This window comes from Pontibacter populi (assembly GCF_019336435.1).
Classification (GTDB): Bacteria; Bacteroidota; Bacteroidia; order Cytophagales; family Hymenobacteraceae; genus Pontibacter; species Pontibacter humidus.
Map to the genome: position 1 here is coordinate 299,240 of NZ_JAHWXQ010000001.1, position 24,482 is coordinate 323,721.

At 45.8% G+C, this 24,482-nt stretch carries 19 protein-coding genes; 11 read left to right on the plus strand and 8 right to left on the minus strand.

The genetic code is table 11. From position 1 onward, the window contains the following. The first annotated feature begins 123 nt into the window (after window positions 1–123). The 4 genes from KYK27_RS01255 (at window position 124) to KYK27_RS01270 (ending at window position 4,475) form a co-directional block, all read left to right on the plus strand. Entirely contained in the window at window positions 124–2,562 is a 2,439-nt protein-coding gene (locus KYK27_RS01255; protein WP_199108256.1) for a GAF domain-containing protein, read from the plus strand. A gap of 273 nt (window positions 2,563–2,835) precedes the next feature. Further along, window positions 2,836–3,639: a hypothetical protein gene (locus KYK27_RS01260; protein ID WP_199108257.1), complete on the plus strand. Its 804-nt coding sequence runs from the start codon at window positions 2,836–2,838 to the stop codon at window positions 3,637–3,639. Window positions 3,640–3,773: 134 nt separating this feature from the next. After that, on the plus strand, window positions 3,774–3,998 hold the full coding sequence (locus KYK27_RS01265; RefSeq protein WP_199108258.1) for a CDGSH iron-sulfur domain-containing protein: 225 nt from the start codon (window positions 3,774–3,776) through the stop codon (window positions 3,996–3,998). A gap of 33 nt (window positions 3,999–4,031) precedes the next feature. Next, complete coding sequence (locus tag KYK27_RS01270) at window positions 4,032–4,475, plus strand: putative signal transducing protein (protein ID WP_199108259.1); 444 nt, start codon at window positions 4,032–4,034, stop codon at window positions 4,473–4,475. Between the two features lie 46 nt (window positions 4,476–4,521). Here the strand turns inward: KYK27_RS01270 and KYK27_RS01275 are convergent, their stop codons facing one another. From KYK27_RS01275 to KYK27_RS01285, 3 genes are all read right to left on the minus strand, one after another. Further along, complete coding sequence (locus KYK27_RS01275; RefSeq protein WP_199108260.1) at window positions 4,522–5,853, minus strand: RagB/SusD family nutrient uptake outer membrane protein; 1,332 nt, start codon at window positions 5,851–5,853, stop codon at window positions 4,522–4,524. 17 nt (window positions 5,854–5,870) lie between these two features. Continuing rightward, complete coding sequence (locus KYK27_RS01280; RefSeq protein ID WP_199108261.1) at window positions 5,871–8,837, minus strand: SusC/RagA family TonB-linked outer membrane protein; 2,967 nt, start codon at window positions 8,835–8,837, stop codon at window positions 5,871–5,873. 292 nt (window positions 8,838–9,129) lie between these two features. Beyond that, complete coding sequence (locus tag KYK27_RS01285; RefSeq protein ID WP_199108262.1) at window positions 9,130–9,387, minus strand: acyl-CoA-binding protein; 258 nt, start codon at window positions 9,385–9,387, stop codon at window positions 9,130–9,132. 149 nt (window positions 9,388–9,536) lie between these two features. On the opposite strand from KYK27_RS01285, the gene KYK27_RS01290 reads away from it, so the two are divergent. Further along, window positions 9,537–11,726, plus strand: coding sequence for a S9 family peptidase (locus tag KYK27_RS01290; RefSeq protein ID WP_199108263.1), 2,190 nt, complete (start codon window positions 9,537–9,539; stop codon window positions 11,724–11,726). Between the two features lie 176 nt (window positions 11,727–11,902). Here the strand turns inward: KYK27_RS01290 and KYK27_RS01295 are convergent, their stop codons facing one another. Continuing rightward, entirely contained in the window at window positions 11,903–12,901 is a 999-nt protein-coding gene (locus KYK27_RS01295) for a zinc-binding alcohol dehydrogenase family protein (protein WP_199108264.1), read from the minus strand. Between the two features lie 117 nt (window positions 12,902–13,018). Between KYK27_RS01295 and KYK27_RS01300 the strand changes: the two genes are divergently transcribed. Further along, window positions 13,019–13,516 carry a GNAT family N-acetyltransferase gene (locus KYK27_RS01300; protein WP_199108265.1) on the plus strand — a complete coding sequence of 166 codons (498 nt, stop codon included), beginning with the start codon at window positions 13,019–13,021 and terminating at the stop codon, window positions 13,514–13,516. 71 nt (window positions 13,517–13,587) lie between these two features. Here the strand turns inward: KYK27_RS01300 and KYK27_RS01305 are convergent, their stop codons facing one another. Next, window positions 13,588–14,778 (minus strand): S8 family peptidase, encoded by a 1,191-nt coding sequence (locus KYK27_RS01305; RefSeq protein ID WP_233150202.1) that lies wholly within the window; start codon window positions 14,776–14,778, stop codon window positions 13,588–13,590. A gap of 433 nt (window positions 14,779–15,211) precedes the next feature. Here KYK27_RS01305 and KYK27_RS01310 point away from each other — a divergent pair, with 433 nt between their 5' ends. Next, window positions 15,212–15,979, plus strand: coding sequence for a peptidylprolyl isomerase (locus KYK27_RS01310; protein ID WP_317195873.1), 768 nt, complete (start codon window positions 15,212–15,214; stop codon window positions 15,977–15,979). A gap of 108 nt (window positions 15,980–16,087) precedes the next feature. On the opposite strand, the gene KYK27_RS01315 is transcribed toward KYK27_RS01310, so the two are convergent. Beyond that, window positions 16,088–18,175 (minus strand): M13 family metallopeptidase, encoded by a 2,088-nt coding sequence (locus tag KYK27_RS01315; RefSeq protein WP_199108267.1) that lies wholly within the window; start codon window positions 18,173–18,175, stop codon window positions 16,088–16,090. Between the two features lie 198 nt (window positions 18,176–18,373). After that, window positions 18,374–20,830, minus strand: coding sequence for an alpha/beta hydrolase family protein (locus tag KYK27_RS01320; protein ID WP_199108268.1), 2,457 nt, complete (start codon window positions 20,828–20,830; stop codon window positions 18,374–18,376). A 150-nt stretch (window positions 20,831–20,980) separates the two neighbouring features. Between KYK27_RS01320 and KYK27_RS01325 the strand changes: the two genes are divergently transcribed. The 4 genes from KYK27_RS01325 (at window position 20,981) to KYK27_RS01340 (ending at window position 23,838) form a co-directional block, all read left to right on the plus strand. After that, window positions 20,981–21,760: a hypothetical protein gene (locus KYK27_RS01325; protein WP_199108269.1), complete on the plus strand. Its 780-nt coding sequence runs from the start codon at window positions 20,981–20,983 to the stop codon at window positions 21,758–21,760. Window positions 21,761–21,804: 44 nt separating this feature from the next. Next, a complete protein-coding gene (locus KYK27_RS01330) occupies window positions 21,805–22,587 on the plus strand; it encodes a hypothetical protein (protein ID WP_199108270.1) in 783 nt (260 codons plus the stop codon). Window positions 22,588–22,639: 52 nt separating this feature from the next. Then, window positions 22,640–23,437: a hypothetical protein gene (locus KYK27_RS01335; RefSeq protein WP_199108271.1), complete on the plus strand. Its 798-nt coding sequence runs from the start codon at window positions 22,640–22,642 to the stop codon at window positions 23,435–23,437. 110 nt (window positions 23,438–23,547) lie between these two features. Next, a complete protein-coding gene (locus KYK27_RS01340; protein ID WP_199108272.1) occupies window positions 23,548–23,838 on the plus strand; it encodes a (2Fe-2S) ferredoxin domain-containing protein in 291 nt (96 codons plus the stop codon). A gap of 67 nt (window positions 23,839–23,905) precedes the next feature. Here the strand turns inward: KYK27_RS01340 and KYK27_RS01345 are convergent, their stop codons facing one another. After that, window positions 23,906–24,436 (minus strand): ferritin, encoded by a 531-nt coding sequence (locus KYK27_RS01345; protein ID WP_199108273.1) that lies wholly within the window; start codon window positions 24,434–24,436, stop codon window positions 23,906–23,908. Between the last annotated feature and the right edge of the window lie 46 nt (window positions 24,437–24,482).

The following is a 24,482-nucleotide window of genomic DNA, read 5'->3' on the forward strand; positions in this document are numbered from 1 at the left end:
CATTTCGCAAAAATTGCACTATCCTTTACAAGTAGAATACGTTAAATGATATGAAACTATAGAATTCTTTGCCTGTCTACACCAACTTTTCGGCTGCCAGGCCTTCTAAATCAAAATCGCCCTATGAGTAACCCAAGGAGCAGCTTCCACGAAACTGTTGTATCTATCACCAATAAAGATGAGATTATTCTGAGTACGGACAAGTTTCCGTTCAGAACTACGCTTAGTCTGTCTCCCCTTGTTGCCTACTGGGAAAACAAAGTAAAAACCGACCCTAGCTGCAACATTTCGCGTGTGAAGGAACTGGCTGACCTGTTGCGGAAGACTCCCAACCTGCTGAAACCTTTAGACGATACGTCGCTTATTGACGAACACATCAGTACCATAGATATACTGATGGAAGACATTTTCCCGAGTGCGCTGTGGGAAAACGACCTGCGCGCAACGGTGCTGCCTTTCCATTTCGAAAGTTTTTATGCTACTCCGCGCCTGGAAGAACTGCAGCTGCTGGGTGGCGGTAACTATACCGGAAAACTGAACCTGGACCTGAAAACGCTCCTATTCCGGCTTACGCTTTCGGCTTATACCATTATTCTGGAGAAATTCTATAAAGCAAACTTTGTAGTAGACCAGCCTTTTATTTTTGTTATAAAAGATAAGTTCACCCAACTCGAGCGCCACTATAAACTGAGCATAGACCTTAAGTTTATGGATGTAAAACTGACCGGTGAGCTCAAACAACTGAAACCACAGGAAATTAACTTCCTGATAAACCGCTACAACAACCTGGATCTGTGGATGAAGTGGCTGCCTCCGGAAAACTTTGAGTTTACAGGATTTGCCATTTACGACTTTACGGATGTAACCATGGAGGAAACCATTTCTTCGTTGCGTTACGACCTGCTGGAGCAGGATGCCGTTACCTCAGAAGGCAGTATCAGGAGTCTGCAACAGAAGCTGCGTGTGCTGTTTGGCCTGCCGGGTATAAAATTCGGGCTTGCCTCCTGCCCCGCCATGCAGGAGTTTGACACAACATATGCCCGTAAAATATGGAACGGCCTTGTGTTCACGCAGAATAGCGACCTTAAAATGGATGACCTGCGCGGCTCTATTTATGAGCCAGTTATAAAGCATGGCCATACCATTATAGTAGAGGACCTGAAACTGTTCTCCAGCCCGACCCGGATAGAAAAGATTTTACTTGAAGATGGCATTCGCAACCTGATCATCGCGCCGCTGCAGTACGAAGGGCATATTATTGGTTTACTGGAAGTAGCCTCCCCGATACCTGGCGAACTCAATGCGCTTTCCATGATTCGACTGAAGGAAATACTGCCGCTTTTTGCCCTGGCTATGCACCGTGGCCTGGAAGAACTCCGAAGCAGTATCCAGAACGTCATCAAAGAAAAATATACTGCTATACACCCTGTAGTGGAATGGCGGTTTACCCAGGCTGCCATCAACTTCCTGGATAAAATGGAGCGCAACGCCACCGCCGAAATCGAGCCAATTGTGTTCCGTGATATTTACCCGCTTTATGGTGTATCGGATGTGCGCAGCTCTGCCATAGAACGAAATAAAGCGATACAGGGCGACTTGCTGGACCAGCTGGTACTTGCCAAAGAGGTATTGCTTTCAGCTAAAGATAATCTGCCACTGCCTATTCTGGACGAGCTTACATTTAAGATAGATAAATTCTCGCAAAATATTATGGCGGAACTTGCCCCTGACGATGAAGCGCAAGTGCTGGAGTTTCTGAGATCAGAGGTAGAGGCGCTGTTTAATTACTTCCTGAAAACTAACCCGCAAACAGAGCAAACTATAAAGCGGTATAAAAATGCGATTACCAACCCACACCACGTGGTATATAACAAGCGCCGTGCGTACGAAGAAAGCCTGTACCTGATCAACGAAACCATTTCCTCGTTCCTGGACCGGGAAGAAGAAAAGGCACAGCAAATATTCCCGCATTATTTCGAGAAGTACAAAACTGACGGGCTGGAGTATAACATTTACATTGGCGCATCGCTACTGAATAGCGGCAACTTTGAGAAGATCTACCTGAAAAACATGCGCCTGTGGCAACTGATGCTTACCTGCGAAATTGCCCGACGCATACAAAACCTGCGCGCTACGCTAAAACTACCGTTAGAGATTGCGCAGCTTATACTCGTGCACAGCGATCCGATCTCTATTAAGTTCAGGCTGGATGAGAAGAAATTTGATGTGGAAGGCGCCAGTAATATACGGTACGAAATTATTAAAAAGCGCCTGGATAAAGCCACCGTACAAGATGCCGCAGAGCGCCTTACCCAGCCGGGCAAAATTGCTATAGTTTATACCCAGCAAAAAGAAGCGGTTGAATACATGCGCTACATCGAGTTTCTGCAATCGGAGGGATATATAGAGAAGGATGTGGAAATGCTTGAAATAGATGAGATGCAGGGTGTGCAGGGCTTACGGGCTATTCGCGTATCGGTAAGCTTTAAAGAACAGCTGCGCCATGACATAGACTCCGGCGACGAACTACTCGCAATAGCGCAAAGTGCAAGTCTTAATTAAATAAACCCAAACCTGTTAAATAGGTAAAATTATATATTGATTGTATTTTATAAATTTATACAACCTTTTTCAATTTTACCTATTCAACAACAAATAACCTTTTAATCAATTAGTTACAACTCTAAAAATACCTGGCTATATACAATACAATGAATTTATTTTATTGTTTTTTCTTACCAAGTGCAATTATTTTTAATCTTGTACCGTTCTAAACCCAACACCAGCTTAGGTAACTGGTGAAATTTAGTTTTCACGTTTTCAACTTTTAGCCAAATGAAATTGAAAAACAGAATTATGCCTGCCATGCTATTTTTCGGCGTGGTAGCCTTCTCATCTTGCGATGACAGGGAAAAAGATACACTTCAGCCAACCTTTGAGCAGGGTGCTATCTCTCATGTAATGGTAGACTCTTCGGAGGTAACCTCTTACAACTATGCTGGTAAATCGCTTACCCAGATAAACTACTACGACAAGGAAACCGGTGACCTGGAGTCTTTCGAGAAGTTTATCCGCGATTCAAAAGGCAACGTTATCAAATCTTCTTCACATGCAGGTGCTAACCACGCTATGCTATCGGAGCAGGATTACAAGTACAACAACAAGAACCAACTGACACAAACCACCACTTCTTACTACAATGGTAGCAAACTGGAGTACAACGCTGTTACCACGTTCGCTTACAACTCTAAAAAAGAGTTAGAGAAGAAAACAGTTTATGAAGGCAAAGATGTTGCTTCTGCAGAACTGAAGTCTTACACCACGTACGAAGTGCTTCCGAATGGCAACTTTGGCCAGGAAAAGCAATATGTAGTTGATAGCAAAGGCACAGGCAAACTGTTCTCTACCACTACGTACTCATACGACTCTAACCAGAATCCATTTTTTGCACACGGTGAGCCGGGTGCAGCAGCCAGCCCAAACAACATGACGGTGGCTTCTACCCTAGTACACGCCAGCAAAAAGTCTTACCGTTATACGTACACATACAAGTATGATGAGCGCGGCTACCCAACCAGCCAGACGGTGACTTCGCCAAACGGCCAGGCACAGACCTTTAGCTATTTGTATAGCAATTAGGCAAACAGGCACATTAGTTTAAGCCGAAGCGGCTGCGGGATTAGTCTTGCAGCCGCTTCGGTTTTTATACGGCCTGTAGTGCACCAGATACAACTATAAATAGCTATATTTGCTTTATACCTCACATTTAACTGATGTCAAAAACTAAAATAACCGTAAACAATAACGGATCGCTTCGCATTGAAGGTGACTTTGAAATAGTAGATAAGGATGGAAACTTATATGGCTTAGGTGGCCGCACGCTGGTTTCTGTTTGTCGTTGTGGTCTGTCTAAAAACAAACCGTTCTGCGACGGCTCTCACAAAGGCCACTTTGAGCACGATGCCCAGGCATTTGACTTGCCTGAAAAGAAAGCTTAACTATAAACTATAGTTGATACACTAATATACACCATGGCTGAACGCTTTGTAACTATAGCCGCTTTTAACGAACCCACCGAAGCCCATATTATGAAAGGCCGGCTGGAGGCAGAAGGCATACTTTGCTTTCTGAGCGATGAGCATATAGTTGGTGCCCAGCCTTTTTACTCTGTGGCTGTTGGTGGTGTAAAACTTAAAGTTACCGAACAGGACGAGGAAGAGGCTCGTGCCGTGCTGGCTCGTATACAGGGCGGCAGCAGTGAGTTTTTGTTGGATGACAACATTGAGCTTGCACCGCCTATGCAGGAACACGTAATAGCTACTACCTGCCCCGAGTGCGGCTCTGATCGTATTGCCGAGGAGAAGTACAACAAAACAGTATTTTCACTGAGTTACCTCCTTTTTGGTTTTCCGTTGCCTTTCCTGAGTCATAAATACAGGTGCTATAATTGTGGCCATACCTGGAAGCTAAAATAAAAAAGGGAGCCTTACACGGCTCCCTTTATATTTCCAGCCTCGCTATTTAAAAAGCCTGCTCTATAAACGGTTTCGGGAAAGAGGTCCAGACATCGTCTCCCGGACGATCGATAGGTAACTCATCCAGGCGGTTGTAACGGCGCAAATCTACCCAGCGGTGCCCTTCAAAATATAAAGAATAGCGTCGCTGGTACAGCATTTCATCTATAAGCGCTTCTTTTGTAACCAGCCCCACGTATGGTCCTACCCCATGCCCCTGCCTGATGATGTTCAGCGCCTTTACAGCTTCCAGAGTGTTTCCGGTCTGTATGTTTGCCTCTGCATAGATCAGAATCAGCTCTTCGTTGCGGATAATCGGGATCGGGTCTGTGTTTGACTTATAAACTGCTACATCGTACTTGCCCGTCAGATTATCCAAGGAAGCAGCTTCATCCCGTAACAATACTTTCGAGATCCGGTCATCGTTTGGTGCAATGTCGCTGATATAGCTTGGATGTGCAATGCGTATTTCTCCGGAAGAGTTTGGTGCCACAAACACCGGATTCAGTAAGTCGCCGGAAGAAGCACTGAATGTATAGTACACCCCTTTATTGAAATCGGTACTCAAGTCTAAAAATGATCCTTCCAATAACGTTAAGGCCTCTCCAAATTCTTCACGGTAAACGGCTACACGCGCAGCAAGTGCCCGGTTAAACTGCAGAAAACCCGCCGGATCGTTAAAGCCTTCAAATCCTTCTGACAACGTAAACGGAAACTCTTCACCGGCCGCCGCAATATGCCCTGCTCCTTCATCCAGCAGCAACGCAATCGAATCGAGGGCTGCTTCACGTTCCACAAATGGTCCGAGATTGTCAGGGTCATCCACATCTAATCGAATGCCCGGCTCATACATCATGGTCAGGTTTAGGAGCAGCTGATGTGCTTTTATAGTTTCGGCAAATCCAAGGTAGCCCTCCCGTTCTTCATCAGAGATCAAGGTCGTATTATTGGCCGATGCGATCAGAATATTTGTATTTTTTACCACTCTGTAGCGGCCTGCCCAGGGGTTTGTAGTATAAAACGTGTTATCATCCAGCACAGAACTACCTTTCCCTAACAGATCGGCAGTAAAACGTGGGTCAGCACTGGAAAAACGATAGTGTTCACGGCCAATCACGCCCATGTCATCATAGTAAGTAGCTAAGAATGTGCGCATACCAGCTTCAGTACCTACTACCAGGTTATTCAGGTCGTCTACTGTCGCGTTTACCAGCACCGATTCAACGGTTGGGTTATTGGGATCCGGAATATCATCAATTTCGCAGGCTGGCAACATGAGTATTATTGCCAGAAACGCCATTACCGGTTTAAATTTTAATGTACTTATATACCTTTTCATATTGATCATTTTTAAAATTAGAAACCGATAGAGAGATGCAGGAAATACCTTTTAGAAGAAGGGAAAGGAGTAACATCCACCCCGGTAGATAACCCGTTGCCACCAAAGTTGGAGACTTCCGGATCGTAGCTGTCATAATCGGTTATGGTAAACAGGTTATTGGCCGATACCCCGATCTTAGCCTGTCGAACTATACCACTGAAAACACCTTCCAGTAAACTGGTGGGCAGCGTATAATACAACCCGATCTCACGCAATCGCAGGTAAGATGCATCCTGCACAAAGGGCTCTGCCGTTACTCCCAGGGCATCGGTACGCTCTTTGGCATTGGGTATGCCATCTCCATCATCGTCATCGTCGTAATCAAAAGAAGTACCGCCGAGGTCTGTCAGTAATTGGGTCAGGTTAATGTTATCGCCGCCTTCTTTCCAGTGCAAAAGGAAGGAGAAAGTCAGGTTCTGTTTGATGGTAAAGAAGTTGTGAAAGTTCATCTGAAAATCCGGGGCAGCATCGCCAAGAACAACCACACCTTCATCCCCTTTTATACCTTTAATCTGAGTGGCTGATTTACCCTCTTCTATAAAGAATGTACCCAGGGTGTTACCAAATCCCCCCAATGGAAAAGCAGGCACATTCAGTTCTGTTATTTCAGAGTTGTTCACCCAATAGCTGATCCTGGAATCCCATTTAAAGCCGGCAACATCGAAAGGAGTTGAGCTAAGTGCCAGTTCTACGCCACGGTTTCGCAGCTCGCCGGCATTTACTATTCTGGTAGTAAAACCGGTTGAGCTTGGCACGTTCTGCACCAAGATAAGATCCGAAACTGTTTTCACGTAGTAAGTCGCTTCCAGAACAGCCTTATCTCCCAGTATACCAATGTCTACTCCGGTTTCAAATTCTTTCTGACGCTCCTGTTTAATGTCTGCGTTACCGCGCTGCAGCGGAACTATAATACCCGGATTGCCACCAATGTTGAAGGGTGAAAATGACGTATACTTAGAGCCAAATGGTGGGAAACCGCCAGCCTCGCCGTATGCTGCCCGAAGCTTGAGCATATTTATACTTTCCTGCGTCCAGAAGCCGAAGTTGGCAAGGTTCAGAGCCAGCGAGAACTTAGGGAAAGCCACGAACTCGTTAACATCAGCGTTATTGGATGACTTGTCCAGGCGCAAACCAGCAGTAGCAATAATGCGGTCACTGAAGTTAACTTCTTCCTGGAAGAACAAACCTTTGTTTCTGACCGGCAGCTGGGTCTGATCCACAGTTACAGCACTCGACTGGTCCAGGTTTGTCTGGGAGCCGATAAGCTGCGTGGCTATAGTTAGTACCTGGTCCTGGTTAAAGTTTTCGCGTGTGGCGCCAATGGTGGTTGTAAAGTCAAGGGTGTTATCTGCCACCGACAGGTTGTTTACAACAAAGGCAGCAAAGTTGGTGTTCAGGTTATAGTTGTTGCCCTGTATTGAGGTGCCCTGGTTCCCGTTCTGTTCGAACTGTAGTATTCTCGGGAAGATGGCGATCGTTTTAAGGTTGTAAAAGTCCAGGCCTGCACGCAATACTAGTTTGGTGCTGCTTAAGTCAGTGGTATACAGATTGGTATTTAAGGTGAAACCACCCAGGAAACGGTCTGTATTCTCTTCGTTCGTCATCAGGTCGCGGGTTTGCAGAAAGTTGGAAGCCGCGAACGGGTTATCCGGATACAAACCGCTATCATCCCTGAATAAATCTACAAAGCTCGGCGTACTGGATAAAGCAACACCAAAAGAAACACCGGCGTTATCGTTATTGGTAAGGCCGCGTTTTGCTATTGAATTGATATAGTTGGTGCTTAAGCTAAAATTAAATCGTTTGGAGAGCTCATGATCCAGGTTAAAGCGCAGTGACTTTTTTTCGTAGCCAGTTCGTTCAATAATACCTTCTTCATCCTGCACCAGGCCACCTACATAAAACTGTGTTTTTTCATTTCCACCGCTTATGTTCAGGCGGGTATTATACAGCATCCCCTTATTACCGTATAGTTCATCTTCGTAATCAATCAGACGGCCGGCATCACGTGCCTCGATAAACTGTTCAACAAGTTCAGGTCGGTCGAGGTAAGTGGAGGCTACCCGTTCTTCCGTAAAATTGCGCATACCTAATAAGTGTGCCGCCTCGGTAAAGCCCACATCCTGCGAAACATCAACTAAGGTTTTGCCAACTGTTCCGCGTTTTGTTGTGATGATGACTACGCCTGCTGCTGCCAGCGAACCATAAATGGCAGCTGCGGAGGCACCTTTCAATACTTCTATCGTTTCAATGTCGTCGGGGTTAATGTCTGCGATGCGGTTAGACGCGTTATCCTGGTTCGATGCATTTCCCTGGTTGGCAGCAGCTGTTACTACATTCAGGCCACCTGAAATACTGGAGTTGTCCACGATTATCCCATCTATAACATAGAGTGGTTGCGCATTACCAAAAATAGAGGTTACCCCGCGCAGCTTCATGGCAATACCGCCACCCGGCGCACCCGAGTTCTGAACTACGTTTGCACCTACCAGTTTGCCACTTATGGCAGCATCCATAGTTTGGGGCGTTGTGATGCCTGTTATCTCACGGGTATTGATAGTGGAGACTGCGTTAGCGGCATTTGTCCTTTTCACTGTGGTAGCAAGACCCGTTACCACAACTTCGTTGAGGCTGGTGGCTTTTTGAACAAGCCGGATGTTAAGTTCTGTTACAGCCGGAGTAATACTTACTGTTTGCGACACATACCCCAGAAACGAGAAGGTGATTCTGCCATTTTCAGAAGGCAGGGTGATGGAATAATTACCGTTTACATCGGTGCTGGTGCCTGTAGTGGTACCAACCACCACAACTGCTACGCCTGGCAGCGCACTACCTGATCCGGAATCAGTAACCTTGCCACTAACAGTAGTTTGCCCCTGCACTATAAACGGCAAAAGCCAGCATAGCAAAGCCAGCAGCTTAAGCGTGTAATGCTTTTTCATAAAGAATATCTAATATGGTAAATAAATAGAGGGCGTTGGAGGAGCTACTGGTTGAGTAGCTGTGTATCATTATACGGTTTGCATTAATTAAAGTATAATTTTACCAATAGCAATACAGTTTAAAGCATCTATTTATATAACCATTATAATATATATAAATACATACATCCTCTGTTATATTGTTTAGGGTCCAGGCTTAGATAAAGAGCGAACAGTAACATCCAACCGCAACAGGCACAAAAAAACCGTAGCCTCACAGGCTACGGTTTTTACCTTTTCCGGGTAAGGCAGCTTATTTGGAAGTCAGTTCATTTACAAACTGCACATATTCCGCACGGGCTTCTTCCTGGCTTTTACCTTCCTGTCTTTTCCAGGCATCCCATTTGGCAATATTTTTAAAGTCGAAACCGCCAGGACGTTCTGTGTTTACATCTCCTTCGGAGCCCTGCTTATACAAGGCATATAGTTTAAGCAGCACATCATTCGATGGGCGTTCGGTTAACGTTTTGGAGCGCTCAACTGCGCTTTCAAATTCCTGTTGAGTAGCCATAGTTCAGTTTATAGTTTGAGAGGACTCCAAATTAATAAAAAGTAGTATGCAAGCATAACATTATCGCATTTTATTTTTTTACAAAAACCGCGTATATTTAGTTGCCGCCACACAGGCTGCAGCTCATCACTTAAACCCAAGCACAAATTATGAAGAAACTGAAACCCGCAGCAGCCTATGTTGGTACGCTGCTTTCGGCTTCGCTTGTAGTAGGTACAGGCTGCTCTACGAGCAATACTACTACTGCCACAAATACCACCACCGAACAAATGGAAAGCACTACCACAGCGGAGCCAAAACCTCCGGTTGCTAAAAAAGTACCTAAAGAGCTTACGGCCCATGGCCACACCCGCACCGATAATTACTACTGGCTGAACGAGCGCGAAAATCCGGAAGTAATTGCTTATCTGAACGCTGAAAACGACTATACCAAGAAGGTAATGGCCGATACAGAGCAGTTACAGGAAAAGCTTTTCGACGAGATCGTGGGTCGTATCAAGCAAACTGACGAATCGGTACCTTATAAGAAGAACGGTTACTTTTACTACACACGTTTCGAAGCTGGTAAAGAGTACCCAATTTATGCCCGTAAAAAAGGCACTATGGAAGCTGCCGAGGAGGTAATGCTGAATGCGAACCAGCGGGCCGAAGGCCAGAGTTACTACGCCGCTGCCGGCATGAACGTAAGCCCGAACAACAACCTGTTGGCTTTTGGCGAAGATACCGTGAGCCGCCGCCAGTATACCATCCGTTTCAAGAACCTGCAGACCGGTGAGCTACTACCTGATCGTATTCTGAATACAACCGGCGCAGCTGTGTGGGCTAACGATAACAAAACGGTATTTTACACCATGAAAGATCCGTCGCTACGCTCATTCAAGATCTTCCGTCATACGCTTGGCACGCCATCTTCTCAGGATAAAGAAGTGTACCATGAAACCGATGAGACCTTCAGCACTTTTGTATACAAGACCAAATCTGACAAGTACATCATTATCGGTTCAAGCAGTACCATGGCACAGGAGTATCGCTTTATAGATGCCTCTAACCCAACGGCTGCCCTTAAAGTAATACAGCCGCGTGAGCGTGGTTTGGAGTATGACGTAGACCATTTCGGCGACAGCTTTTACATCAGAACAAACAAAGATGGTGCAACCAACTTTAAGCTGATGAAGACTCCGGTTGGCAAAACCACCAAGGAGAACTGGAAAGAGGTTATTGCCCACCGTCCGGACACTTACCTGGAAGGGACTGAGATATTTAAAGATTACCTGGTGCTGCAGGAGCGCAAAAACGGCCTTACACAGCTGCGCATCAAAAAGTGGAACGATCCGAAAACCGACTACTATGTTGACTTTGGAGAAGAAGCCTACACCGCCGGCATCAGTATAAACCCGGATTTTGACAGCAAAGTGTTGCGCTATAGTTATAGTTCGCTTACTACGCCAAGCTCTACCTACGACTATAACATGGTGACAAAGGAGAAAACGTTACTGAAGGAACAGGAAGTAGTAGGTGATTTTGACAAGAATAACTATGAGTCGAAGCGCGTTTATGCTACAGCTGATGATGGTACTAAAATTCCGATATCGCTGGTGTACCGCAAAGGCATGAAACTGGATGGTAACAACCCTACCCTGCTTTATGCTTATGGTTCGTATGGTATCAGCATGAATCCGGGCTTTAACTCCAGCCGACTAAGCCTGCTGGATCGTGGTTTTGTATATGCTATTGCGCACATCAGGGGTGGCCAGGAAATGGGTCGTCAGTGGTATGAGGATGGCAAAATGATGAAGAAGAAAAATACCTTCACCGACTTTATAGATGCTTCAGAGTACCTGATCGATCAGAAATATACTAACCCGGACAAACTGTTTGCACAAGGTGGCAGCGCCGGTGGTTTGCTGATGGGTGCCGTAGTTAACATGCGTCCTGAACTATATAAAGGCGTGCACGCAGCCGTACCGTTTGTGGATGTGGTAACTACTATGCTGGACACCAGCATTCCGTTAACTACGGGTGAGTTTGATGAGTGGGGTAACCCGGCAGAGAAGGCAGCTTACGATTATATGCTTTCTTACTCGCCATACGACAACGTAGAAGCGAAAGCATACCCGAACATGCTGGTAACTACAGGCTTACATGACTCACAGGTACAGTATTTTGAACCAGCTAAATGGGTAGCGAAACTGCGTGAGATGAAAACCGACGACAACCTGCTGTTACTGCAAACCAACATGGAAGCAGGCCACGGCGGTGCCTCCGGCCGTTTCCGTCCGTACCGCGAAACTGCGCTTCAATATGCCTTCTTCCTGAAACTGGCAGGAATTAATGAGTAATTATTATTGATTAAAGGGATTCTCTGATTTAAAGATTATCTCCTGAACTATAAAAAGTCCCGCTGCTAAACTATAGCAGCGGGACTTTTTGTTTCCTACTATGTCATTTCGAGTGCAGCGAGAAATCTCTTTAGAATTCGAGAAAGGTCTCTCCTATCGTAGAGATGACATTTAGATTAGCTAACGCTTACCACAATCTTCCCGAACTGCTTACCGGCTTCCATGTAGCGCATCGCTTCTTCGGTTTTCTCCAGCGGGAAGATGCTGTCAACTATAGGTTTTATTTTCTTGTCGCGCACAAAGGCTACCATTTCGGCGAAGTCCTGGTTTGTGCCCATGGTGCTGCCGTGTATAGCCAGTTGTTTCCAGAATATTTCAGCCGGATTTATCTGCCCGATCATGCCGGTTGTGCCGCCATACATCCCGATCCTGCCACCGGATTTTGCCAGTTTTACCAGTTGCACAAAGCCTTCGCCGGCTGCGCCATCTATGGCTACATCAAAGCCACCAACTATAGTTTTAAGCTCTTTTCCCCAGTTTTCATTTTTATAGTTGATACCACCGGTAGCACCCAGTTTTTTTGCGGCTTCAATTTTCTCATCAGAACCGGACGTAACCCAAACCTCTGCTCCTGCTGCTACGGCAAACTGAACAGCAAACAAGGCCACTCCTCCACCTGCACCGGTTATCAGCACTCTTTCGCCTGCTTTAAGACCGCATTTAGTAAACATAGCACGGTAAGCCGTTACGCCAGCCAACGGTAAGGCAGCAGCTTCTTCCCAACTCAGGTGTTCAGGTTTTTCGTGCAGGTTGGTGGCTCGTACTTTTACAAATTCGGCAAAAGCACCATCTTCAGGCATTCCGAGCACCTTATAGTTCTTCCCATGCGCGCGAAGGTCATCGCCCCAATCCGTTGATGGGTCAATGATCACTTCTTTTCCTATCCAGCTTTTGTCAACACCTTCGCCTACTTCTGTAACTATGCCGGCGCCATCAGAGCCCAGTATAGTAGGGTACTCTTTCGTAAAGTAACGGCCATATTGTATATACACGTCGCGGTGATTCAGGGCAGCGGATTTTACCTGCACTATCGCTTCGCCGGGGCCGGCAACGGGTTTCTCTTTATCTATCAGTACAAACGGTGAATTTATAGCTTCGAGGTATATGGCTTTCATGTATCAGGTTATAGTTTGATGTTATACAAAGATATGATTTCTGGCAAAAGGCCAGGATACTTTAGGGTTTGCATTTATAGTTACAGCGCTTAACTTGCAACTATAGCCACAGCATTTATGAGTAACTATAGCATACGCACCGCCACTACATCCGATATCCCAACTTTAGAATCACTGGCCCAAGCTACCTGGGAGCCAACCTATAAACCTATTCTATCAAAAGAGCAGATAGATTATATGTTTGATCTCATCTATAATAAAGAAGCACTGGAGCAGCAAATGGATGAAGGGCAAACTTTTTTACTGCTTTTTGGCGATGATAAGCCGCTGGGGTTTGCAAGCTATAGTTTAAGAGATGCTGGAGAGCAACTTTACAAACTTAACAAGATATACCTGTTACCTGAATGCCACGGCAAAGGGCTGGGCAGAAAGCTGATCACTTACGTTGAGGACGAAACCCGTAAACTGGGGGCAAAACAAATAGACCTGAACGTGAACAGGTACAACAAGGCAAAGCTGTTTTATGAATCGTGCGGCTATTATGTGCACCACGAAGAAGACCTGGCCATAGGCCCTTACTGGATGAACGACTACGTGATGCGGAAGCAACTATAAATAAAAAAGGGCAGCCAAATGGCTGCCCTTTTTTCAAACTTTAAACTTAAGCAAACAAAACTTTAGCTTTATTACATGTGTGCGATCGGATCCGCATTACCATCCGGATCGTTAGACACATATCCATCAGTGCTGATGTTACCTAACAACAACAGACCAGCTACGTGTGGCGATGCCATTGAAGTACCGCTGATCGTGTTGTAAGCACCACCTTTCCAGGTAGATTTGATGCTCACACCAGGTGCGCAGAAATCTACAGGAGGGTTGCCATAGTTAGAGAATGATGCGAAACGGTTATTTACATCCATCGCAGACACAGTGTACACATTAGAGTGGTTTACACGCGCAGGAGATGAATTGTTAGCGTGTGTGCTTTCGTTACCGGCAGCCAACGCAAACTTAATACCTTTACCGGCAGCTCTAAGAATTGCCTGGTCAAGCGCATCAGAAGTAGGGCCACCTAAGCTCATGTTAGCAGCATCGCCAGACTTAGCATTTGCAGCTACATAATCCACACCGGCGATTACACCAGAGTAAGAACCACTACCACGTGAGTCAAGCACTTTTACAGCCACTACAGTTGCGCCATAAGCTACACCCACTACACCGATACCGTTACCTTTAATAGCACCAATTGTACCAGCGACGTGTGTTCCGTGTCCGTTACCATCATCAGCACTACCGGCATCTTTACCGGACGTAAACATTGTTACGCTTCTTGCAACGTCAACATTCAGGTCTGGGTGATCCAGGTCTATACCAGTATCTATAACCCAGGCAGTTTTACCGGCACCGCTGGCAGAACCAACACGCGTAATACCATAAGGTATCTCCTCGCCTGTAGAGCCACCGCCACCAGTTCCTGGCTTGGCAAGCGCTACAATTCTGTCCTGCTCAATATAATCTATACGCTCATCACCACGAAGTCTCTCCACATCAGCCGGTGATAGTTTTGCAACTACACCTACCAGTGCTTTGCCATAAGATCTTTCAATAGCGAAGTCAGAGATATTGTTCTCATTAAAAACCTCCACACCAAACTGGCGGGCACTTTCAACACTCTGCGCATATGTAGCAGTTTCGCCCATACGCAGATTACCTTGTTTAAATACAACTATGTATTGTCCACTGATCGGAGCTCCATTTTCTCCGTTCTGCTGAATTGCATCTTCTGTAGCTACCGCATCGACAGTTTCGCTGTCGCAGGCTGTAAACGTACATGATACTGCTACTACAGCAGTTCCCAGCAGTAAAGACCGCATAGTGTTTCGAATTTGTAAGGTGTTTTTCATTTGTTTTTAAGGTGTTAAAGTTAAAATAATAGGTATTAAATAAATCCGGATTTTATGTAAGATATTGAATCATCGATACATATACAAATATAAATATATAAAAGGCTTAATTGATCACTAAAAACAGGCCTCAATATGCCTGAACAGGCGATATTTTTTTCAGACCAGGACAACTTCCCTTTCATCTCACTTTAACATCCACCAAAAACCACTTTTACCGGTCTCTCACTCCAGCGCCACTACCTTACAGATGTAGCAACGTATACCTGTTTTACTATAGAAGTAGTTACATTCAAAATACATATTATTAATATAGTTCAATTTACAGATTTACCACGTAGTTAGAGATTGGCATAAATGATATGAATTTTGTAGCTTGAACCTGAACAAAAAAGCAATTCCCGTGAAAAACCTGTCTCTTAAATTTTCTTTAAATAATATATTCCTGATTCTCAATATTTTATTTATAGTTGCATGTGGCCAGAAGCAGGAATCGATTGTCAGCGAAACGGACCTATCTACAGAGGTTTCTCCAAGCTCTGATACCATTCCTTTATCTTCTGACAATGTAAGAGACGTTTTAACTGATTATGCGAAAAATCACCCGGATAGCATTGCTGTTATCAGCACACGGCATGGCAATATAAAGGTGCGCCTGTATAAGGATACACCCTTGCACCGCGCTAATTTTGTTCGGCTCACCAAATCAGGTTTTTACAACCAGGGCGAGTTTTACAGGGTTGTTAAAGGATTTGCCATACAGGGCGGCGACTCCGATAACCGAACTATGAAACAGACGGTCTATAAAATTCCACAGGAGTTTAATCGCACGCATATACATAAGAAAGGCGCCCTGGCCATGGCCCGCTACGGCGACGAACAAAACCCGGATAAAGAGTCATCCTCACACAACTTTTACATCGTGCAGGGCGAGCCAGTACCGCTTCATGAAATCCGGGCCTGGGAAGAGAAACATGGTATTAAGTATACCCCGGCAGAGGTAAAACTTTACCAGACTATTGGCGGAGAACCATCTTTAGATACAGAGTACACGGTCTTTGGAGAAGTAATAGAAGGCCTGGATGTAGTAGATAAAATTGCCAACGAACCCGTTGATGCCAGCAGTTGGCCAAGACAATCGGTACTGCATACTATAAAAATGATAGAGTAGCGATCTACTTCAATGTTCTTCAATCCCTTCAAGATTTATAGTTTCCCCTGAAAAAGTAAAGGCGCTGCATTGCTGCAGCGCCTTTACCTATAGTTTGTAATTTATAGTTTACCAGATCTTCACACGGTTGTTCTCGGCACGGAACATATTATCGCCCTGCTCGCAACCAAAAGCTTCGTAGAACTGCGGCATGTTAGACACCGGGCCATTTGTTCTGAAACGACCTGGTGAATGCGGATCAGTTAATATCTGCTGGTTCTGTGCTTCGTCGCGCATGTTCACACGCCAGATCTGGGCCCATGCCAGGAAGAAACGTTGCTCTGGCGTAAAGCCCGCAATCAATCCCGGATTCTTTTTCTCCAATGCTTTTTGCAGCGCAGTGTAGGCAATGTTTAACCCACCAATATCGGCAATGTTCTCACCCATCGTTAGCTTTCCATTTACAGGCATGTTATTTAAAACCGTGTAGCCACTGTATTGTTTGTCCACCATCGCAGCGCGGGTGTTAAACTTCTCCAGGTCTTCTTTGCTCCACCAGTCTTTCAGGTTACCTTCAAAGTCGTATTTGGCGCCCTGATCATCGAAACCGTGAGTAAGTTCGTGGCCAATTACAGCACCCATACCGCCATAGTTAACAGCGTCATCCGCATTCGGATCAAAGAACGGAGGTTGTAAAATACCTGCCGGGAACACGATCTCGTTCATGCTCGGGTTATAGTAGGCATTTACAGTTGGTGGCGACATAAACCATTCGGTACGGTCTACTGGCTGACCAATTTTACCAATGTTTTTACGGAACGCAAACTGGCTGGCGCGCATCACATTTTCAGCATAAGAACCACGGCTAATATCGAGTCCTTTATAGTTCTCCCACTTATCAGGATAACCGATTTTAACGGCAAATGCATTCAATTTCTCAAGGGCGCGGGTTTTAGTATCTTCGCTCATCCAGTCCAGTTCACGCACGTGTTCCTTAAAAGCCTCCTGCAGGTTGTTAACCATTTCAAGGGCTTTCTGCTTGGCCTCCGGCGAGAATGTTTTCTGTACATATAACTGGCCTAACGCCTCGCCCATGGCGCCATCAGTTGCACGTAACACACGTTTCCAGCGGGGCTGCATTTCTTTAGCTCCATTCAGTACCTTGCCATAAAAGTTGAAGTTTTCCTGCACAAATTCCTGGCTCAGGTAAGGTGCGGATGTGCGGGCCAGATGCCAGCGCGTGTATGTTTTCCAGTCGGCTAGTGGTATAGTCTTCAGCATACCATTCAGCTCTTTAAAAAAGGCAGGCTGACCAACTATAAGTTCTTTTGACGACTGTGCTCCCATATTTGTCAGGAGCTGGGTAATTTTCAGGTTCGGATTCTGTTTGGCAAATTCCTGGATGGTCATTTTGTTATAGTTGGCATACGGGTCGCGCAGTTCCACGCGGGTTCTGGATGCCTTTGCCAGCCTGGTTTCAATGTCCATTACGGTTCTGGCTTTTTTCTGAGCAGATGTAGCATCATCGCCAATCAGCTGGAACATGTTTTGCAGGTGCTTCAGGTATTCGGTGCGGATGGTTTTAGAACGGTCATCCTCTTTCAGGTAATAGTCACGATCTGGCAAGCCCAAGCCGCCCTGCATTGCCCATAACGCATATTGTGTACTTATTTTATCGTCCTGGGTAACATACATGGTAAAGTAGCCACTTACGCCTTTGGTTTTCAGGTCAGCAACTTTCTTTAAAAGTTCGTCGGTGGTTTTAGCAGCGGCAATTTGTTCCAATTCCGGTTTAATGGGCGTCATGCCGGCTTTGTTAACAGCTGCAGAGTCCATGCCGGCGGCATAAAAGTCGCCGACCAGTTGTGCCGGTGAACCTTTTGTAACGGTAGTGTTCGAGGATGCTTCTGCCAGGAGTTCGCGCAGGATGGCGTTGTTCTTTTCAGCTAGTTCGTTAAAAGAGCCCCAGCTACTTTCCGATGCCGGTATCGGGTTGTTTTTTACCCAGCCGCCATTGGCATACTGGTAAAAATCTTCGCAGGGATTAACCGTGGTATCCATATTGGCAAGGTCCAGGCCGGTGCCCATATTCATTTCTGTTGTACTGGCAGAGGCTGTATTAGCAGCATCGTCGGTAGTGGTGGTGGAAGAACTACAACCCGAAAGCAATAAGCCGGCAAGTGCAGCCGAAGAGAGAAACAGATATCTATTTTTCATAAGGCTATTATTTTTATTTTATGTTACAGGTACGAAATATAGCAACGAGCAATTCATCAAAATAAATACTGTATTTATAGTTTATAGTTGCTTTAGGCCGTTAGCTGTAGACCACTAACAGAGCTGACGTAATACTCCGGGCAAAAAAAACGCCCCGGCTATAGTTTAACCGGGGCGTTTTTTATGATTAGATCAGACTTATTGTACTGGTCGGTGCTTCACGTAAGTGTTCAACCATGTATCCATTTCCCAAAGCATGTGCAGGATAGATTCTTTAGCTGCATAGCCGTGGCTTTCGTGCGGCAGGAACACTAAACGCGTGGTAGCTCCATGGCCTTTCAGTGCATTGTAAAAACGCTCGCTCTGGATCGGGAAAGTACCGGAGTTGTTATCAGCCTCACCGTGAATGAGCAGGATCGGAGTTTTTACTTTATCTGCAAAAGAGAACGGTGACATTCTGTGGTATACTTCCGGAGCCTCCCAGTAAGAACGTTCCTCCTGCTGGAAACCAAATGGCGTTAAGGTACGGTTGTAAGCGCCGCTACGGGCAATACCAGCAGCAAACAGGTTAGAGTGTGCCAACAGGTTAGCTGTCATGAAGGCGCCATACGAGTGACCGCCAACTGCTACACGCTTCGGATCAACTACACCCATACTTACTACTTTATCGATAGCAGCTTTGGCGCTTGCTACCAGCTGCTCGTTATACGTGTCGTTTGGTTGCGCATTGCCTTCTCCTACAATCGGAATATCGGTTCTGTCCAGCACAGCGTAACCTTGTGTTACCCAGAACAACGGCGAGCCGGAGCTGATACGGGTAAACTCGTAAGGAGAGCTTTTCACCTGGCCGGCTGTTGCTGCATTCTTAAACTCGCGCGGGTAAGCCCACATCAGCATTGGAAGCGGTGCGTCGCCTTTCTTGTAATCTTTTGGCAAGTATAAAACAGCGTTCAGCTTAACGCCATCGTTACGCTCGTACTGCAGCATTTCTTTCTGCACACCTTCCAGTTGCGGAGTCGGGTGCGGGAAGGTAGTTACCTGCGTCAGTTGCTTTTTGCCCAGGTCACGCACAAAGTAGTTTGGTGCATCTTTCTCAGATTCTCTTCTGGTGATAATCTGTTTTTTATCCAGGTTAATGATATCAACCGGGCGCTCGTAATAAGGTGCTTCCGAACGGAAAAGAATTTTCGCCTTCTTAGATTTCAGGTTAAATTCACTCAGGAACGGACGGTTACCTTCCGGCGATCCACCTTCCGAGATCATGTAAATATGCTGGCCTTTTTTATCGGTTAACAGCACGCTGCGGCCAAACTTATTTTTAGTGAACACAGGCGAACCCGGATCATTGTAGCCATCTTCGTAAGAGCGTTCTATCAGTACAGTTGCTTTACCTGGTTTTGCAGGATCAACTGAACTTACACGCTCCGCACGGGTTTTCCACCAACGTTCGTTTACCAGCGCCAGGTTTTCGCCCCATTGTATGCCTCTGTATCTGTATTTGGTTGTAGCCAGCTTAGTTGGTTTTGCAGCAAAAGGTGCATCCAGGGTATAAACTATATCACGAACGGCTACTTCTTTATTTGCATCGCCGCCATCCTGCGCTTCTGCCCAGTACAATGTAGCAGCCTTATCAGGGCGCCAGCTATAGTTGCGTGGCCCTTTGGCTACGGCATCAAACGCGATCGGAATATCTTCTGCCAACGGCAGTTGCGCCAGCTGCTTTACTACTTTACCATCGCGGCTCCAAACTTCTACACTGTAAGGGAAGTTGTAAGACGGCACCAGGTAAGAGTAAGGTTTCTGTATCATTTCAACCAACAGGTACTGACCATCCGGCGATACTTCAAAACCTTTTACCACACCAGCTTTTCCTATAGTTTGCTGCTGTCCGTCTACTGTTACCAGCTTCAGCTGCGTTTGCATATAGTAGTCAAACAGCTGCTCGTCGTAGCGGTTTTTAAGCAAGTCCTGGTACGTGCGCGATGGTTTTACTTTGCCTATGTTTTGCTGAATGGTAGGCCCGGCCGGAGCCAGGACAGGCTCTGGCATTTCGCCGCGGTTTTCATCCACAAACTTTACTACCAGTGTTTTGCTATCTGAAGTCCACTCGAAAGGGCTACCTCTGTGGGCATCGTTTACAGTTGCATTCGTTAGCTTTTTCGCCTGTTTTGTGCTGATATCGGCAATCCATAGTTCGATACCGTTGGCAACAGTGTTTGTAAAGGCAATATACTTTTCATCCGGTGACCAGGTGATGTAAGACAGACGCGCGTTTTGAGGCAAACCTTTGATCTGGCTTTCCTGGCCTCCGTTTACCTGTTTTACTTTAATGTTACTGATAGAAGAAGCGCGGCTCTGCCCGTTGGTAGCAGGGTTAATGCGCAGGCCGGCAAGGCGGCTTTCCGGTTGTGCCAGCTCTTCAATGCTCGGGTAGCCCGGGCGCTCAAGCAGCAACATCAGGTCGCCTTTTGAGTTGATGCTTACCGATGGTGTGGCCGGTGCATCGATGATGTCAGCTATAGTTTGCGGTGGTCGTTGGTACGAGATGTTCAGGTCCTGGCCACCCTGCGCAAAGGCAACGGGCGCAGGAGAACCACCCAACAGCAACAGACCCAGCAGAGCCAGGCCAGCGGTTTTGGTTTTGTAAAGGTTCATATCAGATAAAGTGTAAGATTAGTTAGTAGTGCTTAGATGTAATTTAGGGAGAATAGTTTAATCTAAGGAACCCTCCCTCATCAATATTTCATATATTTAATTTTGGCAATATTATTGCTTGGAATATTGCTACACTTAAGCCATATCCTTATGAAATTTACAAACTTACTCCTCACCCTGATCATTCTGTTGCTGGCTATCGAAGCTAACGCCCAAACCAATAATAGCAGGAAACTCGAAATACACCCTTATGAAATATTTTTTGTAGGACCTGAGAACGAACTCGACCTTGACACACTGATCATGCACAACAACTCCATTCTCAGATTTGACTCCGCTAAACCCGGGAAACTGGTAGCCAGAGCTGTTTTTATAGGCCGCAAATGCAAAATAACTGCTAAAGGCGCAGATGGCATAAAAGGGAACAATTTTACACCTGGCGAAGATGGCAAAGATGGTGGGAAACTGGATGTATTTCTCAACTTTGAGAGTTTAGGATGGCTGACCATAGATGTAAGAGGTGGAGATGGTGGCAGAGGTGCAAGTGGAGAATCCGGATTACGAGGCAAGCCCACTAAAACAGAGACGCGCTCATATATTGATGCAAAAGGAAAATTGCAGACTACAACTATAGTAGAACTGGGAGACCCCGGTACCAACGGCACAGATGCTACAAGAGGTGGCAGCGGTGGAAATGGCGGGCAACTTAAATTAGCCTATGACTCAAAATCATTCACACCCACTTTCAATCAAAGTAAGAGAAAAGCGCATAGCGTAAATATACTTTATGCCGGTGGTGTAAAAGGAAAGGATGGTGCGCCTGGAAGTGGTGGCATAGGGAGCAAAAATGGGATAGTTAAATACACGCCCACCAAAGCCAGCAACGAAGGACAAATTGAGGTTAAAAGACAAGAAGTTACTTCAAATTAATTCCTGACTGAAACAAACAAATTTACTCTCTTATACCAACCCACATGAAAAACAACTACCTTCTTACCTGCCTGATGCTGCTCCCGGTCTGGTGCAGCGCTCAATCTGATCAAACGCATTATGCTAAACTGGAAATAAAAGAAAAAGAAGTGTTTATAGTTGGGCCGGGTAATATGCTTACTGTGGATACTCTCATCATGCACGACAGATCAACTATAAAATTCTCTTCTGATACACCCGGCGTTTTAAAAGCTAACGTTGCTTTAGTTGGCAGTAAATGTGAGATTTCATCGAGAGGTGTAAATGGCCTGGATTCTGAACTTAAAAAGCGCGGCACACGCGGCGGGAACGGTGGCGACCTGGATATTACGATGCATTTCGACAAACTTAAAAGCCTGACAATTGATACGCGCGGCGGAACTGGGGGCGATGGCCTGGATGGTAAAAACGGGAAGAATGGCATAAAGGACCGTCAGGAAAAGAAGATAATAAAAGGCCCTAAAGGGGAAGACATAGTTACCTATGAGCTCATACCCGGTACCCGCGGAACCGACGGAACCAATGCAACTACAGGCCTGCCAGGCGGCAACGGAGGCAACATCATCTTCACATACTCCACCAAAAAGTTTATCCCGGTTTTCAATCACGCTAAAGCACGGAACAGCATAACCCTGCTGCACACCGTAGGCGATGCCGGCAGAGACGGCACCCCAGGCAAAGGTGGCTTTCAGAGTGCTGACGGTGTATTAGAACATATAAAGAAAGTAGATTCTGTAGATGGGCAGATCAGGTTATACAATGCGAATATGGCTTCGGCTCATGATTAACACATAAGGTTCTCATACATAACTTATACGTTCGCAACTATAGACTATTACTATGCTCAGAGCCTTATCAATATCGTTGTTTCTGCTACTCAATCTTTTAGGTACAGTAAAGGGGCAATCCGTTTCGAAGCTTGAAATAAAAGCGGGGCAGGTATATGTTGTAGGTTCAGATAACAGGCTTATAGTAGATACACTTGTGCTACATGATAAAGCAGAAATTAAGTTTGTCGCGAACAAAACGGGAACTATGGTTGTGAAAGCGGCTTACGTTGGAGATGACTGTACTATAACTTCCAGAGGGAGTGACGGTGAACATGGGAAAAGCAATGTGCCCGCAACAAATGGCGAAAACGGAGGTAACCTCGAGTTAAACCTACATTTTATAAAGCTGGGTAGCCTGGCAATAGACACCCGGGGTGGGGCCGGAGGAAAAGGTTATACAGGAAAAAACGGAAGCAAACCTGTTACCCAAAAAGTAGCGACTAAAGTGATGGGAACAGACGGCAACTATTCTACTGTTTACCAAACAACTATAGTTAAAACGGGCTCTGAAGGCGAAAGTGGAACGGCAGCCGGAGCGGGAGGTAGCGGCGGCGATTTAACGCTGACTTATAGTTCCGATGGGTTTGTTATTAACTTTAACCGTAATGCACGCTATAGTCAGAAAGCAACCCGGCACATCAACATCATGACCCAGGCAGGCAAAACCGGAATTCCTGGAAAAGACGGCCGGTCATATGTAGGGTTTCAGGAAGCGGGCTCAGCTGTTATAACCGGTGCTCCTATTCCGGCACCGCACCAGAAGCAAACCGATGGACAGCTGAAACTAATCAATTCCAGCCCGAACTAAGCTCAATGAATAAGGCCGACCGAGCCCCTCTCCATCTTCCCTACTTTCATCCTGTCTGAAACAAATTAGTGTGTTTTGCACTTAAAGGATCAGCAACCCGTTTATTTTACATGAGCAAAAACTTCCAGACACCCGAGAAAGTAATTTATGTTTGCACCGGCAGCAAATGCAAAAAGAAAGGCGGCAAAGAAAACGGTAAGGCATTGCGGGAACTGATTAAACTCATGGGCCTGAAAGGACGCGTAGAAGTAGTGAAGACCGAATGTACCGACCGCTGCGACTTCGCTCCTGTTATGTGTTTTCAGCCGGATAACTACTGGATGCACCACACAACCGAACAACAGGCTTTGCAGGCATTTAAAGATCACGTACTGGATAAGCCGGATACACCCAACGCATAACCAACTATAAAACAAAAAGCCTCCGGAGTTAACCAGAGGCTTTTTGTTTTATAGTTATAAGGTGCTGTTAGTACGTATCTTCGTACTTTATCTTCGGCACACGCTTATCAATTTCATAAAGGCCGGTACCTTCTTCACCGATCACTTCAAATAGTTCGAGGGCACGACGCGCTACGTATTCTTCTTCGATCTGCTCTTTCAGGAACCACTGCAGGAACGTAAATGTAACGTAGTCCTTTGATTTCTGGCAACGGTCTGCCATGCGGTTAAACGACTGGGTTACGGCTATTTCCTGCTGCAACGCCTGCTCAAAAACACTTCTCAGCGACTCGAACTCAATCTGTATATTAGTTACATCCGGCGATACAGCACGGCCACCCATATCAGACACATACTTAAATAAACGTAGCATGTGCTCCCGCTCTTCATCTGATTGTTCTTTAAAATAACCGGCACTAAAATCAAAGCCATTGCGGTCGCACCACGCGCTCATCGACAGGTACATCGCCGAGGCGTCTGCTTCCATCTTTATCTGTTCGTTCAGTACTCTTTCAATTTCCTCTGTAAGGGATGTTCTAAGTCTCAATAAGTCCTTCATAAAAGTATAGTGCTTTTTGGAGTGTTGATGGATGCTTTACAGGTAT

What these genes read in the sequence shown, in the direction of transcription:
- KYK27_RS01280 (WP_199108261.1), bottom strand. Translation starts at nt 8,837, where the DNA reads ATGAAAAAGCATTACACGCTTAAGCTGCTGGCTTTGCTATGCTGGCTT.
- KYK27_RS01345 (WP_199108273.1), bottom strand. Translation starts at nt 24,436, where the DNA reads ATGAAGGACTTATTGAGACTTAGAACATCCCTTACAGAGGAAATTGAA.
- KYK27_RS01270 (WP_199108259.1), top strand. Translation starts at nt 4,032, where the DNA reads ATGGCTGAACGCTTTGTAACTATAGCCGCTTTTAACGAACCCACCGAA.
- KYK27_RS01325 (WP_199108269.1), top strand. Translation starts at nt 20,981, where the DNA reads ATGAAATTTACAAACTTACTCCTCACCCTGATCATTCTGTTGCTGGCT.
- KYK27_RS01315 (WP_199108267.1), bottom strand. Translation starts at nt 18,175, where the DNA reads ATGAAAAATAGATATCTGTTTCTCTCTTCGGCTGCACTTGCCGGCTTA.
- KYK27_RS01275 (WP_199108260.1), bottom strand. Translation starts at nt 5,853, where the DNA reads ATGAAAAGGTATATAAGTACATTAAAATTTAAACCGGTAATGGCGTTT.
- KYK27_RS01335 (WP_199108271.1), top strand. Translation starts at nt 22,640, where the DNA reads ATGCTCAGAGCCTTATCAATATCGTTGTTTCTGCTACTCAATCTTTTA.
- KYK27_RS01295 (WP_199108264.1), bottom strand. Translation starts at nt 12,901, where the DNA reads ATGAAAGCCATATACCTCGAAGCTATAAATTCACCGTTTGTACTGATA.
- KYK27_RS01290 (WP_199108263.1), top strand. Translation starts at nt 9,537, where the DNA reads ATGAAGAAACTGAAACCCGCAGCAGCCTATGTTGGTACGCTGCTTTCG.
- KYK27_RS01285 (WP_199108262.1), bottom strand. Translation starts at nt 9,387, where the DNA reads ATGGCTACTCAACAGGAATTTGAAAGCGCAGTTGAGCGCTCCAAAACG.
- KYK27_RS01340 (WP_199108272.1), top strand. Translation starts at nt 23,548, where the DNA reads ATGAGCAAAAACTTCCAGACACCCGAGAAAGTAATTTATGTTTGCACC.
- KYK27_RS01300 (WP_199108265.1), top strand. Translation starts at nt 13,019, where the DNA reads ATGAGTAACTATAGCATACGCACCGCCACTACATCCGATATCCCAACT.
- KYK27_RS01320 (WP_199108268.1), bottom strand. Translation starts at nt 20,830, where the DNA reads ATGAACCTTTACAAAACCAAAACCGCTGGCCTGGCTCTGCTGGGTCTG.
- KYK27_RS01265 (WP_199108258.1), top strand. Translation starts at nt 3,774, where the DNA reads ATGTCAAAAACTAAAATAACCGTAAACAATAACGGATCGCTTCGCATT.
- KYK27_RS01330 (WP_199108270.1), top strand. Translation starts at nt 21,805, where the DNA reads ATGAAAAACAACTACCTTCTTACCTGCCTGATGCTGCTCCCGGTCTGG.
- KYK27_RS01260 (WP_199108257.1), top strand. Translation starts at nt 2,836, where the DNA reads ATGAAATTGAAAAACAGAATTATGCCTGCCATGCTATTTTTCGGCGTG.
- KYK27_RS01305 (WP_233150202.1), bottom strand. Translation starts at nt 14,778, where the DNA reads ATGCGGTCTTTACTGCTGGGAACTGCTGTAGTAGCAGTATCATGTACG.
- KYK27_RS01255 (WP_199108256.1), top strand. Translation starts at nt 124, where the DNA reads ATGAGTAACCCAAGGAGCAGCTTCCACGAAACTGTTGTATCTATCACC.